The sequence below is a fragment of the Rhodoferax sp. genome (genome assembly GCF_034520025.1).
GTDB lineage: Bacteria > Pseudomonadota > Gammaproteobacteria > Burkholderiales > Burkholderiaceae_C > Allorhodoferax.
In genome coordinates this window covers 1,196,639-1,212,654 of the sequence record NZ_JAXHNZ010000001.1, presented here as the reverse complement: position 1 = coordinate 1,212,654, position 16,016 = coordinate 1,196,639, and the positions used below count along the sequence as shown (strand labels likewise).

Sequence of the window (16,016 nt, the reverse complement as noted above, 5' to 3'; positions counted from 1 at the left end):
ACTGAGCCATTCTACAATGCGTGTCTGGGTTTACCTTCAATTTCAATGACCAACACACAAAACCCAAAGGCGACAACGCCAACCCCCAAACCCACGACCCCACCGGAAAAAAGCGCCGCCGCGGTCGCGTTGGGCTGGTTGCACACTGCGCGGTTCCTGACTACCGCGCCGCAATTGCACTTTCTTCCTGAATTGGATGTACCCGAAATTGCCTTCGTTGGCCGCTCCAACGCCGGCAAATCAACTTGCATCAACACACTGACGCAGCAGAAACAGCTGGCCTTCGCATCCAAAAAACCCGGGCGCACCCAGCACATCAACCTGTTTTCACTAGGTAAACAAGGCGTCACTGACGCAGTTCTGACCGACTTGCCCGGATACGGCTACGCGGCGGTGCCCAAGCAGGACAAAATCCGCTGGCAGCAAGTCATGGCCAATTATTTGGTTACCCGCAAAAATCTGAAAGCCATCGTGCTGATGTGTGATCCGCGTCACGGCATGACAGAGCTGGACGAGATCTTGCTGGACGTTATCCGCCCGCGGGTCGCGGAAGGCCTGAAATTTTTGGTAATTCTGACCAAAGCGGACAAGCTCACTCGCAGTGAGGGCGCCAAAGTGCTCTCTATTACCAAACTTCAGTCGGGCGGTGGCGAAGTTCGTCTCTTTTCGGCGACCAAGCGCACCGGCATTGAAGACGTGGCCACTCTTCTATGGGACTGGGCTCACCCCGATTTGCCAGCCCCCGTAGCCACCCCTGTAGAACCCCCCGCCGCTCAGTAGGGCGGATGCCAGCCCTCGGGCTGGTCCTTGAAACGCTTGTGCACCCAATAGTACTGGGCCGGCATGCGGTCGATGTAAGTCTCCAGCATCTGGTTCATCCTTGCAGTATCCGCTTGCAGGTCGGCGCTAGGGTAGTCTGCCCAAGCGGGCAATACTTCGATCTCATAGCCGGAGGGCACCAGCTTGCAAATAATCGGAACTACCTTCGCGCGGGACAGGCGCGCGAACCGTGACAGTGAAGGCACCGTAGCCGCAGGACGCCCGTAAAACGGAACATACACAGACTCCTCCGGACCAAAGTTCATATCCGGCAACAGGTATAAGGGTTCCCCCGCTTTCAACCCGGCAATGATGGGTTTGACGCCCTCTATCCGCCCGAACAAGCGGCCACCGAGGCGTTTGCGCCCGGCCAGAATCCAATCGTCGGCCGCTTTATTTGCCTGATCGGTGTAAATCGTCGTGAAAGAGCGGTCGACTTGCTGCGTCAATGCGGTCCAACCGGCATCGAGCCCGACGAAATGGGGCGCGAACAAAATCGTTGGCGCACTACCGGCCAGCTCGTGGAGCGCACCCGTCAATTGCAATCGCGTCCGCAACACCTTGTCAGAGGCATGCCAAAGCCAGCCGCGATCGAGCCACGCCCGCGCGAACGCCACAAAAGTACTGACTGCCAATCGCCCACGCTGCCAAGGCGTGTGGCCCGGAAAGCAGATCCGCAGGTTGGTCAGAACCACTCGGCGACGGGACCCCACCAGCAAAAACAGGGCGACACCCAACCCGACGCCAAGCGCCCGCAGCCAAGGCAAGGGAAGACGCCCCAACCATTCCATCGCGCGCAAAATCCAACGACTCATCCTGTCAACCTTTTTGTTCCGGGGCCACGTCAGTCTGCCGCGGCTGTTTATAGCGTGCATAGCCCCACAAATACTGACCGGGCAGCTCGTGGATGACACGCTCCATGGCGCGGTTAATTTGTAAAGTGGCCGGCACTACGTCTGCAGAAAGCGATTCGTCAAACGGCCTGACACACACCCGAAAGCCCTTACCGTCAGCCAATCGTTCGCCCCAAGCCAGCACCACGCGGGCACCTGTTTGCTGGGCCAGGCGCGCCGCCAAAGTCATGGTGTAAGCCGACCGGCCGAAAAACGAAACCCAGGCGCCCTGCCCCTCGGGCGGCACCTGATCGGGCAGCAAGCCCACCGCTTGACCCGAACGCAAAGCTTTAATCAACTGCTTTACCCCCGCAAGACTGGCAGGGGCCGTGGCTAACCCCGGGCGTCGGCGGCTTGCTTCGATGATGCTTCGCAACCAAAACTGACGCGCAGGCCGGTACAACACTGTCATGGGAGCCTGAGCAACACCGAAGCGCTGGGCATAGGCCCGGGCGGTGACTTCGAAACTACCCAAATGCGGCGTCAAAAAAATGACGCCTTGATGAGATTCCAAGGCCGCATCAATCAGTTCCGTGCCATCCCACTGCACGGGCACCTCGGGGCCGATCCAGAGACGGGGCAACTCCAGCACCATCTGCCCGGCCGCTGCGATCGAGGCGCGCACATCCGCCGGCGCCACACCCGCGAGTCGGGCGTTCTCCTGCAAACGACGACGATAGGTCGCCGACAAGCCATACACCAACCAGCCGCACAGCCAGCCGATGCGGTGCAACAGACCCAGCGACTGTCGGGAAAGGAATCGAAATACAAAGGCCATGGTGGGCTAAAATCCGCGACGTCACCGAGTTATAGAACTACTTGCAGGGTGACTTCACAGGGGCAACTGATCAAAAAGGAGCCATTGTGCCTCGCCGATTCCGGCGGATCTGCTAAAGCGTTCGCTGAAAGCCCCAAAGCTCAAGCAACGCGTCTTGATGTTTATTTGGAGAAACTTTATGGCGAACGACTTCCTCTTTACCTCTGAGTCCGTATCAGAAGGCCACCCCGACAAGGTCGCTGACCAGATTTCTGATGCGATTCTGGATGCAATTTTCAAACAAGACCCCCGCTCCCGCGTCGCTGCCGAGACGCTAACCAACACCGGTCTGGTAGTTTTGGCCGGTGAGATCACCACCAATGCGCATGTGGACTACATCCAGGTCGCACGCGACACCATCAAGCGCATCGGTTACGACAACACCGAATACGGCATCGACTACAAGGGTTGTGCTGTATTGGTGGCCTACGATAAGCAGTCCAACGACATCGCCCAAGGCGTGGACCACGCATCCGATGACCATCTCAACATCGGTGCCGGCGACCAGGGCCTGATGTTCGGCTACGCCTGCGACGAAACGCCCGAGCTGATGCCCGCGCCCATCTACTACGCTCACCGGCTGGTAGAGCGCCAAGCCCAGCTGCGCAAAGATGGTCGCCTGCCCTTCCTGCGCCCGGATGCCAAGAGCCAAGTGACCATGCGCTATGTGGACGGCAAGCCCCACAGCATCGACACCGTGGTGCTGTCTACCCAGCACCACCCCGACCAGTCAGAAACCCAACACAAAATGAAGGCCTCGTTCACCGAAGCCATCATTGAAGAAATCATCAAGCCGGTGCTGCCCAAAGAGTGGCTGCAGAACACCCGCTACCTGATCAACCCCACCGGCCGCTTCGTGATCGGTGGACCCCAAGGCGATTGCGGGCTAACCGGTCGCAAAATCATTGTCGACACCTATGGTGGCGCGTGCCCCCATGGCGGCGGCGCGTTCTCTGGCAAGGACCCATCGAAAGTGGACCGCTCTGCGGCCTATGCAGCCCGCTATGTTGCGAAAAACATTGTGAAAGCCGGCCTGGCTAAGCAGTGCCAGATCCAGGTGGCTTATGCGATTGGTGTGGCCAAGCCGATGAACGTCACCGTGTACACCGAAGGCACCGGAGTGATCCCGGATGAACAGATCGCCGCCCTGGTGAACGAACACTTCGACCTGCGGCCCAAGGGCATCATCCAGATGCTGGACCTGCTCCGCCCTATCTACGAGAAGACGGCTGCCTACGGCCACTTCGGCCGCGAAGAGCCCGAATTCACTTGGGAACGCACTGACAAGGCCGCAGCATTGCGAGCAGCCGCTGGCCTAAAGTAAACCCGATCCCCTGCACCCATGAATATCCAGACACAACGCTTCATTGACCGCTGGGCAGGCCAGCTCTTGTGCGGCGCGGTGTCAGGATGGGTCAAGTTGACCGGCATGTTCGGCGCACCGGCTCGCATGCCGGCCGCACCGAAAAACATCTTGGTGATCTTGCTCTCCGAGATGGGGAGCATCGTGCTGGCGGGCCCCATGTTTGCGGCATTGCGCCGCAAATACCCCGGGGCTGCGATCCACATCCTGCAACTCAAAAAGAACCAAGAAGTCTCCAAGCTACTTTCGCTCACTGACGCGGCGCACATGCATACGTTGGATGACAGTTCAGGGGCGTCGCTGATCAGCGACATATTGAAAGTCAGCTTGAAGTTCCGCAGCATCGGGCTGGACGCGGTGATCGATTGCGAGCTCTTTTCGCGAGTGAGCGCCCTGCTGTCGTTTAGCACCGGAGCCCCTGTGCGGGTGGGCTTCACGCCGCACACCCAAGAGGGCCTGTACCGCGGCAGCTTCATCAACCACAGCATTCCCTACAACCCTTACCAGCACATCAGCAAACAGTTTTTGTCGCTGGTGGATGCATTGCAGTCGCCGGAGGCCATGCCCCGCAACCGCGCGGGTGCCATCCGTGAGATTCCCTCCGAGCCCGAGCTCTCGGTGCCGTTCAGCGCAGATGAACTTCGCAGCTACCGCCAGAAGGTGGAAGTGGATCACCCTGTGACCGCAAGCCGCGCCTTGGTGCTGGTCTATGCGGGCGGCGGCATCTTGCCGGAGCGGGCTTGGCCGGCGAGCCATTACGCCCGCGTGGTTCAGGGCTTGTGCAACGCCGGATACGCCGTGGGCCTGATTGGTTTGAAAGACGACGCGGTGCTGGCACGTGACCTCAAAACCCAGGTCGGCAGCGAGGCCTGTATTGACCTGACCGGCTACACCAAAAGCATCCGCGAACTGTTGATGCTGATGCATGCCAGCCGCCTGCTGATCACTAACGACGGTGGCCCCAGCCACTTTGCGACGGTCACCCCCATCCAGACCATGGTGTTTTTCGGCCCCGAAACCGGCAAGCTGTACGGCCCCTTGGGCAAGAAAACCATCATTTTGGAGAGCGGCATTGCCTGCTCGCCGTGTTTGACGGCCTACAACCACCGCCTCACCTTCTGCGACGGTGACAACCAGTGCCTCAAGCGGATTGCCCCCGACCCGGTGTTGGCGCAAGCCTTGCAGTACTTGGGCACCGCTATTGAGAGCCCTGCTGAATGAACGGGTTGCAACGCGCCGTGCTCTGGGCCCTTGGGCTGCTGGAGCGCTACCGATACATCAAATTCGGCATTGTGGGGGCGAGCGGCACCGTGGTGAACCTCGCTGTGCTGCACTTTGGCCATGAGTTTTTGTTTAACGAGATCGAATCCGGCTACAACAAGCCCTACTTCTCATTGGTGCTGGCGATTGCGCTGGCAACCCTGAACAACTTCACCTGGAACCGGCTGTGGACCTGGTCTGACCGGGTGAAAACGCTGGAGGCAGGTGAAGCCCAGCCCGTGAATCTGCGCGTTTTGAGCAGGGAGTTCGGGCAATACGTCACCGCGTCGGCTTTCGGCAGCGGCATGCAATATGTGTTGACCTTGCTGCTGTCAGGCAGCATGGATTACCGCTTAGCCAACATCATTGCGATCGTGGCGGCCAGCGTCAGCAACTTTCTGGCCAACGACCGGTGGACGTTCAAGCGCCACCGCGACTGAACGCCGCAGGCACCGCGTCGCGATGGCATGGCGCTCGTTCGCTCTTGTCTCTCAGCCCTTCTCAGGCTCACAAACTTGCCGCTCTTATGCCAAATAAGCCATTTTCCCTCGCCAATTATGCGTGGATAGCTCTTGTTTTTATAGCAAGCGCGCTTTACCTCTTGGGATTGGGTGGTAGCTATGCACCCACCAACGGTGATGAAATGGTCTACATCCATATCGCCCGCATGACCGCCGAAAGCGGCCACTGGCTGCCACTGCAGTCCGAGCTGGTGGGAACCCGCAACACCAAGCCGCCCCTGCTGATCTGGCAAGCCATGGTGGCCGGCGGCTGGGGCGAGACTTGGAGCTTGTTTGCATTACGCCTGCCCAGCATTGCCTACACCTTTGCCACCACCGGCCTGCTGGCGTTTTTTGCCTACCGGATGAGTGAAGCCTCGAATCGGCTGCGCACTGCCTGCGTGGCGGCTGCCTTGTATCTGCTGTTTTTCTCTACCTTCCGCTACGGGCGGGTGTACCTCACTTCCGCACCCGAGACCTTTTGGCTGGCCTTGCCCATGTGGTGGATGCTCTGGCTGCGCTTGCGTGGGAGCACTTCTGCCATGGCCCACCCTGCAGACGCCACGCCCGGCCCGCTCGCCTACACCTTGTTTGGCATCGCGATGGGCTTGGGCGCGGCTTACAAGTCTTTTGCCTTGGTCGCGCCCGCTGCTGCCGCCTTGTGGTGCGCGGTGCTGCTGAGCACGCCCTGGAGCTGGCGCACAGCCATTCGCACAACCATCGGCACGGGCTGGAGCAGTCTCATTGGCCTTGGCATTTTTGCGCTGTGGTTCGTGCTGGACCCGGACCCGGCCAGCGTCTGGCAAGAATTTGTAGTGGCCGAGAACGCGGGCAAGATGTCCAGCAGCATGGGCTACTGGCAGGCCGCCCTGTCGGGCCCCTACCCGATGTGGACACAGCTGCTGGCCTACCCGGCCAATGGCGGCCTGCTGGCACTGCCGGTGCTAGGCTTTTGCCTGCTTGCTTTGCGCCACACCGGCCAACTACGTCGCATCTCGAACCTGAGTCCGGCACTTTGGATCTTGTTCGCCTGGGTGGTGGTGTGGCTAGTCGTGTTCACCATCCCCAACCAACGCTCAGAGCGCTATGTGATTCCGGCCATGCCTGCGGTGGCGATTGCCATGGCGCTGGTGTGGTACCGGCTGCCGCGTCTCTGGTTCTGGCTGACGCTTCTCATCACCCTGCCTGCGTTGGTCATGCTGGGGCGCATCAGTTGGGTCATGGGTACCTTACAGATGGCGTCGACCACCGAAGTTGCTATGACTTTGATAGCTACTTGCGCAGGTTTGGCGGGCGCCATCGCCGGTTTTTATCGAAAATCATGGGCAAGCAATGCCAGCTTGGTGGCCGTACTGGCGGTGTACGGCTGCTTCACCCTCATGGTGCAACCGATCTCCAAAGACGAAGCGGGCTACAGCCCGGCCATAGAGGCGCAAATGAAAGGCCAGAGGGTCGCCGTGCCCAATGGCTTTACCGGGCAGTACGAGCGCTACCACTTCCAACTGCATGGCGCCCGCATCACGCCCTATGACGCCGAAGGCCGGAACACCGGTGCGCTCTATCCCGAGATGCAGGCGAAGGAACGCCTGGCACACTTGCTGAATGAATATGATGCCGTGGTCTGGCTGCAAGAGGACTTGAACGAACCTCCGTCCTGCCTGCCCCAGTGCACCCTGCTAGCGCAGCGCTGGCACGTGAAGAGCCGCCACAAGGACGGCGAAGTCACGCTTAACAACCTCTGGCAGGTGCAAGACTGGCTGTTCCGCCGCGAGTGGCTGCTCACAGCCGCCCGATAGACGCCTGCGAGTCAGCGATTCAAAGGCCTGCTTGCAGGCCTACTGGTAGTGCAAGGTAGCCAGCGAGCGCAGCTCGTCGGCACTGGTGCTGGGCAGACCGAAGAACTCGAGGTACGCCGGAATCTGCTCAAACAGCATGTCTGAACCCACCTGCACCTTGCAACCTTGTGCAATGGCTGCTGCCAGAAATGCGGTGGTCTCGGTTTTCATGACCACTTCACCCACAAAGGTGCTGGCCGACAGGCGTGACACATCCAGAGGCATGGGGTCGCCCTCGTTCATGCCCAAGGGCGTGGCATTCACGACCAGGTCAAAACCAGTTGGGTCGGTGGAACCCGTAGTGACGTCGATGTGCGGGTAGTGCTGGCGCAAACGTGCCGCCAACCCCTCAGTGGCCTCTGCATTCACATCGAACAGCGCTAACGCCGACAAGCCTTCCGCCGCCAGCGATGCGGCAATCGCACAGCCCACGCCACCGCTTCCCACCACCAAAGCGCGTGCGCCCTTGAGCACCAGACCTTTGCGCAGCACCCCGCGCACGAAGCCGGTGCCATCGAACATATCGCCTTGCAACTGGCCTTGGGGGCCCAGGCGTACGGCGTTACAGGCTCCGGCAATCTGGGCTGTGGGCGACAGTTCGTCCACCAGCGTGGTGGTGACCACCTTGTGCGGCATGGTGATCAACGCACCCCGGATGTTGGAGAGCTTGAACACACTGCGCAAAAAGCCGGGAAAGTCTTCGGGCTTGGAACCCATGGGCACCACCACCGCATTGACCCCGGCTTTTTCAAACCAGGGGTTGTAGATCATGGGCGCCTTGAAGGCGTGGGTCGGGTAACCGAGATGAACAATGAGCTCTGTATTGCCGTTGATGATCATTTTTTCGCAGCTTTCGCCGCAGACACCCCGGCGCGCAGGGCCAGCAGGTAGCTGTCCGCGCCGAAGCCTGCGATCTGGCCCTTGACGATTTCCGCAAACACCGATTTGTGCCGGAACTCCTCACGGGCGTGAATATTGGACATATGCAACTCAACGATGGGGCAGGTCAGGATGGCCAGCGCGTCGCGGATGCCGTAGCTGTAATGGGTCCAGGCGCCGGCGTTGATGAGGACGGCGTCCACACCGTCAATGAAACCCTGGTGAATACGCTCGCACATGGCGCCTTCATGGTTGGTCTGAAAGGTCTCCACGTCCACGCCCAGTTCGCGGCCCAAAGCCGTCAGGTCAGCGTTGATTTCATCGAGCGTGATGGTGCCGTACTGCACCGGGTCGCGCTTGCCGAACATGTTGTGGTTAATGCCGTGGAGCATCAGGACTTTCATACGAACCTTTGAAGAAGATGGAAACAAACGTGGAGCAGCCCTCGCAGGCCGCTCCACTCGGCGTGATTACTTGCGCATCTTGGCCAACTCGGCCTGCACTTCAGCCACGACGGTGCCTAGGGCAGCGCTGTGCTTGTCGATCACGGGCTTCATCTTCTCACGCAGCTTGGCGATTTCTGCGGCGGGCAGAGTCGTCACGTTCATGCCGTTTTTCTTGAGCAACTCGAGGTTGTTGTTCAAAGCGGCGCGGTTGGCTTCGCGCTGGGCTTTCACCGCTTCATCGGCGGACTCGTCGATGATTTTCTTTTCAGCAGCAGACATGGTGTCCCACACCTTTTTGCTGAAGATCACGGACTGGGGGTTGTACTGGTGGTTGGTCAGGGCCACGTTCTTCTGCACCTCCCAAAACTTGTTGGCGGCGATCACGGCGATCGGGTTTTCCTGGCCGTCAATCGCGCCCTGCTCCAGCGCAGCGTATACCTCGGGGAATGGCAGCGGTGTAGGGTTGGCGCCCAGTGCTTTCACCCAATCCACGTTGATGGCGTTGGGGATCACGCGCAGCTTCAGGCCGGCGATGTCGTCCACCTTGGTAATGACCTTTTTGCCCGTGGTGATGTTGCGGAAACCCAGCTCCCAGTAAGACAGGCCGACGATGCCACGATCCGCCAAGGCGGCGTGCATCTTCTGGCCGATGGGGCCGTCCACAATAGCGTCGGCTTCTTTTTCGTTGGCGAACATGAAGGGGAAGTCGAACACTTCGAGAGCTTTCACTTCACTGGCCAGAATGCCGGAGTTCATGACCGCCATTTCGACGGTGCCGCCCTTCAGAGCAGACAGGGTCGCCTGGTCGCTGCCGAGTGCGCCGTTCAGGAACAACTGCACTTTCATCTTGCCGCCGGATTTGGCTTCCACGGCGGATGCGAACTTGCGCATGCCGGCCACGGCGGGGTGACCTTCGGGGCTGTTCAAGCCGAACTTGATGGTGCGCTCTTTGATGTCTTGCGCCGATGCCAGGCCACAAGCGGCCAGTGCCACGGTTGCCAAGACGGATTTGATGAACAGTCGCTTCATGAGTTGTCTCCTGGACAGTTGGTAGATTTGAAACAGGCGTACGCGTTGAATAGGAATCCTGTGCGCGGCGTACCCAACACGCACAGGCTTGGAATACGTTCAATAGAACCAGCGGGCCGGCACCATCACCAGCTGCGGGAACAGCACCATCAAAAACATGATGGCGAACTGGGCAATCATGAAAGGCACCACGCCTTTGGTAACCTCATCCATACGGACCTTGCCCACACCGGCCACGGCATTGAGCACCGTGCCTACCGGCGGTGTAATCAGCCCGATGGCGTTGTTGATGATGAACAGCACACCGAAGTACACCGGGTCAATGCCTGCTGCCTTGATGACCGGCATCAAAACCGGAGTTAGCAGCAGAATGGTGGGCGTCATGTCCAGGGCAGTACCCACCACAATGACGAGCACCATGATCGCGAACATCAGGAGGCGCGGGCTGTCCAGTAGCGGCCGAAGCAACTCCACCACCTGGGCCGGCAGGTTCGCCACGGTAATCAACCAGGCCGAGACCATGGCTGCAGCGACCAAGAACATCACCACCGCACTGGTTTTGGCAGCAGAGATAAACAGCGGAACCAACTTGGCGAAGGTCAGTTCACGGTAAATCACCGTCGAGATGAACAAGGAGTACACCGCCGCCACCACTGCAGCCTCGGTGGGCGTGAATACGCCGAACTTGAGCCCGAACACGATGATGAAGGGCAAGACCAGCGCCCATGTGGCCAGGCGCATGGCATCCAGCACTTCGGCCATGGTCTTGCGGGGTGGTGGGGTGATGTGCTCTTTGCGGGCCAGCCACCACCATGTCACCACCAACGAGAGTGCCAGCATCAAGCCGGGGAACACACCTGCCATGAACAGCTTGGATATGGACACATTGGCGGCCACACCGAAGATCACAAAGCCGATGCTCGGTGGGATGACCGGCGCAATGATGCCGGCCGATGCAATCAGGCCTGCGGAGCGACCTTTGTCATGGCCGGCCGCCACCATCATGGGCAACAACAAGGCGGTGAGCGCTGCTGCATCTGCCACCGCCGAGCCGGAGAGCGAGGCCATGATGATGGCCGCCACAATGGTCACGTAACCGAGGCCGCCCTTCACATGGCCCACCAGGGCCATGGCGAAGTTCACGATACGGCGGGACAGACCGCCTGCGTTCATGATTTCACCGGCCAGCATGAAGAAAGGCACTGCCAGCAGCGGGAAGCTGTTGGAGCCTTCGAGCAGGTTTTGCGCGAGGATCTGCGCATCAAACATATTGAGGTGCCACATCAGGGCAGCGCCGCACAAGAGCAGAGAAAAAGCGATCGGCACGCCAATGGCCATGGCTGCCAGCAGAGAACCCAGAAAAATAATGATCGTCATGGCAATGGGCTCCGGGGCTTAGTGGGGGGCTTCTTCGGATTCCTGAATAAGCATCAGGTCCTTGTCGGCAATTTGGCCGGTCACGAGACGGAACAAATCCAGCGCCAGGATCGGAAAACTCAGTGCCGAGAAAACCATGCCGCCCGCGTAAAACCACCCCATGGAGACCTCCATCACCGGGCTGTCGGAGTCCTTGTTGACCAGGAATTGGTCATAGGTCCCTTTGAAGATCAGCCACAGGCACCAGATCATCAAGAGTAACGACACGCCCATCGCAAAACGCTTGCCCTTGGGTCCGAGCTTGCCGACCAGCATGTCGGTGCCCAAATGGGCGTTATCGCGCAAAGCGATCACGGCTCCCAGGAAGGTGACCCACACAAACAACCAGCGGGACAATTCTTCCGACACGGTCAACCCCGAGTTGAAGGCATAGCGCATAAACACGTTGCCGAACACCAGCACCACCATCAGAGCCAACGCAACGGCGATGACATAGCCCAGCAAGCGGCAATAGCCATCGATAAATTTTTTGAGCACACAGATCTCCGGAAAGTCTCACTTCCAGTAATGTACGAACTAGTTAGTTTTTAATATTGCGGGTTTTCCCTAAAGCACCCGGGCATAACCGGGAAAGCTGTTATGCCGGAAAAGAATTACTTGCGCACGAAGCGCACCACCATGTCGGTGATGCTGGCACGCCGGTCTGCCGACTGGGCAGAGCGCGCCTTGTCCTTGAAGATCAGCCCGAAGGTATGTCGGTTGGACACATTGAAAAACGTGAGTGCCGAGATGGAAGCATGAATATCCACCGGGTCCAGCCCCTCGCGGAACACGCCCTGCTCCACGCCCCGTTGGTAAAGCCTGCGTATCGCCTCGATGGCCGGCACGTTGAGCTGCTGAATGGACGTGCTCTGGGCCAGAAAAGTGCCCTGCTGAATGTTTTCGTTCATCACCAGGCGGATGAAATCTTCGTTGTCCGCATGCCGGTCGAAGGTGAACTCCACCAGCCGGCGCAAGGCTGCTTCGGGCTCCAGATCGTCCAAGTGCAAGTCGCCTTCGATCTGCCGCATGCGGCGGTACGACTCCTCCAGCACCGCGAGGTACAGGCCCTCTTTGCTGCCGTAGTAGTAGTAAATCATCCGCTTGCTGGTTTGGGTCGCCTCGGCAATCGCGTCAATGCGGGCACCGCTCAAGCCCTTGTCGGCAAACTCTTTGGTCGCCACTTCCAGGATGCCGGCCATGGTGCGTGCAGGGTCGTTGGTGCGCGTGGGCGCAGCCTTGGCGCCACCTGCCTCGGCCGCTTTGCGCCGGGTGGGTTTGTCTGTCTCTTTATTGGAATGTACTAACTCGTTCATTCGACCAGTATAGGAGGGCAGACGGTGTCACCCTCAGCAACGCCTACCTTGGCATCGCCACGCGACGCAGTCCCAAGACAAAAGGGCCCGTAGGCCCTCTTTTGTGGTGCAGCGCAGCTCTTAGCGCGCGTCAGCCGTCACCGCCATGGTGGCCACTTGCTGGTCCAACAGCACTTCAGGCTCTTGGGCTTCGATGGTCGTGGGGTTGTTCAGGCCTTCGGTCAGGCGCTGCATGTCCAGGTCACCGGTCCACTTGGCCACCACCAGAGTCGCCACACCATTGCCCACCAGATTGGTCAGGGCACGGGCTTCCGACATGAAGCGGTCAATGCCCAGAATCAGCGCCAAGCCGGCTACCGGCACATGGCCCACAGCGGACAAGGTGGCCGCCAAGACGATGAAGCCGCTACCGGTGATACCAGCGGCACCCTTGGAAGTGAGCAACAACACTGCCAGCAAAGTGAGCTGCTGAGTCAGGTCCATGGGGGTGTCGGTCGCCTGAGCGATAAACACGGCCGCCATGGTCAGGTAGATCGACGTGCCGTCCAGATTGAACGAGTAGCCGGTGGGAATAACCAAGCCAACCACCGACTTGCGGGCGCCGAGGTTCTCCAGCTTTTCCATCATGCGGGGCAGCACCGACTCCGAGGACGAAGTGCCCAACACGATCAGCAACTCTTCTTTGATGTAGCGCACAAACTTCACGACACTGAAGCCATGCAATCGGCTGATCAAGCCCAGCACACCGAACACAAAAATCAAGCAAGTCACGTAAAACGCGCCCATCAGCTTGCCCAGCGAGAACAGCGAATCCACACCGTATTTGCCGATGGTGAAGGCCATCGCGCCGAATGCGCCGATGGGAGCGACCTTCATGATGATGCCCACGATGTCGAACAGCACATGCGATGTCTTTTCGATCATGTCAAACACCATGGTGCCGCGTCCGCCGAACTTGTGCAGCGCAAAGCCGAACAACACCGAGAACAACAACACCTGCAGGATCTCGCCCTTGGCGAATGCATCAATCACCGAGCTGGGGATCACATTGAGCAGAAAGTCAACCGTGCCCTGCATCTTGCCGGGCGCTGTGTAGGCCGCAATGCTCTTGGTGTCCAAGGCAGCAGCGTCCACATGCATGCCGGCACCCGGCTGCAACAAGTTCACCACCACCAAACCGATGACCAAGGCCAGTGTGGACACGATCTCAAAGTACAGCAGTGCCAAACCGCCGGTCTTGCCGACCTTTTTCATGTCCTCCATGCCAGCAATGCCGACCACCACGGTACAGAAAATGATCGGGGCGATGATCATCTTGATCAACTTAATGAACGCGTCGCCCAAGGGCTTCATCTCTGCGCCGGTTTGCGGGAAGAAATGCCCGAGCAACACCCCGAAGATCACGGCGGCTAAAACCTGGACGTAAAGAGACTTGTAGAGCGGAGTACGCCCGGTGGATAAAGACATGGTGGAGTGTGGAATGTGCGTAAAAAAGCAAAGCGCAAATCAATGGGCACGCGGTGCGCGCCATGATTTACGAAAGGGCGCAACGATACGGCGCACACCCCGCAACGCCTACTGTGGCGTTCAACAGTAGGGTTAACCCTTATATTCCTAAGGTCTTACGCGCCCTTGCGGCGCACCCACCCACGCAATGCCACGATGTGCAAAACAAGCCAGAGCCAGGGGTCGAGTACCGCGTCCCACAGATTGCCGCTAGGGAGGCGAAACACCGCAAACAACAGCAGCGCTGCCGGAACCACCCAAGCAGTACCGCGGCGCATCGCACCCGCTTGCAACAAGGGGGCCAAAGCCATGGCCAGCACCACCGCCAGTGCCGCCGGCCCGAACCCCAGCGGATACACCGACCAAGGTAGCTGCGCAAACGTATCCAGCAACAAGACCCAGCCCCCCACAATGCCGGCCAGCATCAGCGCGGTTTCCCCACGGAAAGCGCGTGCGCCATGGGCAGTAACACCTGCTGGCGGCACCTTGCGCAGTGAGGTCCAACCCCACCACGCGCTCAGCAAAGCCAGCACGCCACTAGGGGCCTGAAACGCCAGCCCCAGCCCATAGGCGGCCGACAGCTCGCCGGGCCACGAGGCCCACAAACCCAATGCCGCAGGCACGCTCAAGCGAACCCACCGGGGCACCGGCAGGCGGGCCAACAAACCCGCAGCGCCACCAGCCAGCACCAAGGCCCAGCCGATATGCAGCCAGCACTGCATCACCGCCAAGGCGGGCAAAGCGGGCGCACTCATGGTGCACCTCCGGGGGTAAAGCGCTGCCAGGACAAGGTGGCCCGGTCTACCGTGTAGGCCAACCACAGCGCATCGTCCGCCCAAGCCATCGCGGGGTAAGAAAACTCGGCATCGCCGCCCCCGGTGCGCAGGGTTTGCTGCAAGGTCCACTCCAGCCCGTCCCGGCTGCGGCTCAAGTCGAGGCGGGTCCGGCCTTCAGGCGTTGGGTTGTGGGCCATCAGCATCTGGTCTGGCCCGAAACCGAAGGTGGCCACCGCAGAATCCGGGTTGCCCAGTGGCAAGTCGGGCAGATCTTGCCAGTGGGCACCGCCATCGGTCGTGCGCACCGCAGTGATCTTGCCGTTGTGCCGTTCATCGCGCATCAGGGCGACCCAATCGGTGGGGCTGCGCACCACCACACTGGGTTGCAGCTTGTAGGCCAAACGCGACATGCGAACTAAGCCCGCAAACTCACCGGTTTCGTCAAGGCGCACCGCGGCGGGGTACTTCAAACCCAACTCAAAATGCACCGGCAGCACGGTGCCACCATCCTGCAACGGCACTACCGCGTTGCGCACCAGAAAACTGGTGTTCCACAGCCACGACAAGGGCAGCACCCGCACCGGTTCAAACGCCAAATCCTGCAAGGCGGTAGAGGCGCCGCTCTGCCGCAAGTGCAGCACCCGGCTGGCCGCCCAGCCCCCCCAACCGGTCGCCACCACAAACAAATGGATGCGGCCATTCGCATCGGCCCACGCCACCGGATTGCCCAAGCGGCGGATGCCGTGGCCCAGCAGATCACCCATGGTGTGGCGGTTCACTACAAAGCGCGGCTCCAACCAACGGCCAGACGCCCGGTCCCATTGGGTGGCCGCAATTTGCACCAGCGGGCCGCTTTCGCGCTCGCCCGAGAACCAAAACAAACTCAATGCCGCAGGGCTGCTGGCCGGCATCGGCAACAAGCTGCTCGCATGGGCGGCTGCGGTACCGGGCGGCATGGGAACGTCGCCCATGGCAACCCGCTGGAGGCTGGCGGCCAGCACCGGCTTGCCCTGCACCGAAACTGCGGGCACCACGGCTTGGGCGGGCTGCGGCCCTGCCGGGCGGGCGACATCATCCAGCGCCAGCACTGCGGCAGCGCCCATGAGCACAAGCGCCCACCGGGACCATAACGAAGAAAACAACATGGGGCGATCTTAGTGG

16 protein-coding genes are annotated in these 16,016 nt (G+C 60.0%); 5 read left to right on the top strand and 11 right to left on the bottom strand.

Annotated elements, in window-relative coordinates:
* The first annotated feature begins 45 nt into the window (after positions 1 to 45).
* Entirely contained in the window at positions 46 to 780 is a 735-nt protein-coding gene (yihA, locus tag U5L73_RS05805; protein ID WP_322561457.1) for a ribosome biogenesis GTP-binding protein YihA/YsxC, read from the top strand.
* Here the strand turns inward: yihA and U5L73_RS05800 are convergent.
* On the bottom strand, positions 774 to 1,634 hold the full coding sequence (locus U5L73_RS05800) for a lipid A biosynthesis acyltransferase (RefSeq protein ID WP_322561456.1): 861 nt from the start codon (positions 1,632 to 1,634) through the stop codon (positions 774 to 776). The genes yihA and U5L73_RS05800 overlap by 7 nt on opposite strands.
* A 4-nt stretch (positions 1,635 to 1,638) precedes the next feature.
* Positions 1,639 to 2,490 (bottom strand): lysophospholipid acyltransferase family protein, encoded by an 852-nt coding sequence (locus U5L73_RS05795; protein ID WP_322561455.1) that lies wholly within the window; start codon positions 2,488 to 2,490, stop codon positions 1,639 to 1,641.
* A gap of 178 nt (positions 2,491 to 2,668) precedes the next feature.
* Between U5L73_RS05795 and metK the strand changes: the two genes are divergently transcribed.
* From metK to U5L73_RS05775, 4 genes are all read left to right on the top strand, one after another.
* On the top strand, positions 2,669 to 3,853 hold the full coding sequence (gene metK, locus U5L73_RS05790; RefSeq protein ID WP_322561454.1) for a methionine adenosyltransferase: 1,185 nt from the start codon (positions 2,669 to 2,671) through the stop codon (positions 3,851 to 3,853).
* Positions 3,854 to 3,871: 18 nt separating this feature from the next.
* A complete protein-coding gene (locus tag U5L73_RS05785; RefSeq protein ID WP_322561453.1) occupies positions 3,872 to 5,113 on the top strand; it encodes a glycosyltransferase family 9 protein in 1,242 nt (413 codons plus the stop codon).
* Positions 5,110 to 5,592 carry a GtrA family protein gene (locus U5L73_RS05780; RefSeq protein WP_322561452.1) on the top strand — a complete coding sequence of 161 codons (483 nt, stop codon included), beginning with the start codon at positions 5,110 to 5,112 and terminating at the stop codon, positions 5,590 to 5,592. Before U5L73_RS05785 ends, U5L73_RS05780 begins: the two co-directional genes overlap by 4 nt.
* 203 nt (positions 5,593 to 5,795) lie before the next feature.
* On the top strand, positions 5,796 to 7,448 hold the full coding sequence (locus tag U5L73_RS05775) for a hypothetical protein (protein ID WP_322561451.1): 1,653 nt from the start codon (positions 5,796 to 5,798) through the stop codon (positions 7,446 to 7,448).
* A gap of 39 nt (positions 7,449 to 7,487) precedes the next feature.
* On the opposite strand, the gene U5L73_RS05770 is transcribed toward U5L73_RS05775, so the two are convergent.
* The 9 genes from U5L73_RS05770 to U5L73_RS05730 all read right to left on the bottom strand — a co-directional run bounded on the left by U5L73_RS05770 (position 7,488) and on the right by U5L73_RS05730 (position 16,000).
* On the bottom strand, positions 7,488 to 8,324 hold the full coding sequence (locus tag U5L73_RS05770; RefSeq protein WP_322561933.1) for a shikimate dehydrogenase: 837 nt from the start codon (positions 8,322 to 8,324) through the stop codon (positions 7,488 to 7,490).
* Entirely contained in the window at positions 8,324 to 8,770 is a 447-nt protein-coding gene (aroQ, locus tag U5L73_RS05765; RefSeq protein ID WP_322561450.1) for a type II 3-dehydroquinate dehydratase, read from the bottom strand. The genes U5L73_RS05770 and aroQ overlap by 1 nt, the downstream gene beginning before the upstream one ends.
* 66 nt (positions 8,771 to 8,836) lie before the next feature.
* Positions 8,837 to 9,841, bottom strand: a complete 1,005-nt coding sequence (locus U5L73_RS05760; protein ID WP_322561449.1) for a DctP family TRAP transporter solute-binding subunit — start codon at positions 9,839 to 9,841, stop codon at positions 8,837 to 8,839.
* A gap of 99 nt (positions 9,842 to 9,940) precedes the next feature.
* The gene (locus U5L73_RS05755) at positions 9,941 to 11,218 is read right to left on the bottom strand and encodes a TRAP transporter large permease subunit (RefSeq protein ID WP_322561448.1); all 1,278 of its coding nucleotides are present in this window, start codon (positions 11,216 to 11,218) and stop codon (positions 9,941 to 9,943) included.
* Positions 11,219 to 11,236: 18 nt separating this feature from the next.
* Entirely contained in the window at positions 11,237 to 11,755 is a 519-nt protein-coding gene (locus tag U5L73_RS05750) for a TRAP transporter small permease (RefSeq protein WP_322561447.1), read from the bottom strand.
* A 116-nt stretch (positions 11,756 to 11,871) separates the two neighbouring features.
* Positions 11,872 to 12,573, bottom strand: coding sequence for a TetR/AcrR family transcriptional regulator (locus U5L73_RS05745; protein WP_322561446.1), 702 nt, complete (start codon positions 12,571 to 12,573; stop codon positions 11,872 to 11,874).
* A gap of 120 nt (positions 12,574 to 12,693) precedes the next feature.
* On the bottom strand, positions 12,694 to 14,040 hold the full coding sequence (locus U5L73_RS05740; RefSeq protein ID WP_322561445.1) for a dicarboxylate/amino acid:cation symporter: 1,347 nt from the start codon (positions 14,038 to 14,040) through the stop codon (positions 12,694 to 12,696).
* A 155-nt stretch (positions 14,041 to 14,195) separates the two neighbouring features.
* Positions 14,196 to 14,834 (bottom strand): hypothetical protein, encoded by a 639-nt coding sequence (locus tag U5L73_RS05735; RefSeq protein WP_322561444.1) that lies wholly within the window; start codon positions 14,832 to 14,834, stop codon positions 14,196 to 14,198.
* Positions 14,831 to 16,000 (bottom strand): sialidase family protein, encoded by a 1,170-nt coding sequence (locus U5L73_RS05730; RefSeq protein WP_322561443.1) that lies wholly within the window; start codon positions 15,998 to 16,000, stop codon positions 14,831 to 14,833. The genes U5L73_RS05735 and U5L73_RS05730 overlap by 4 nt, the downstream gene beginning before the upstream one ends.
* Between the last annotated feature and the right edge of the window lie 16 nt (positions 16,001 to 16,016).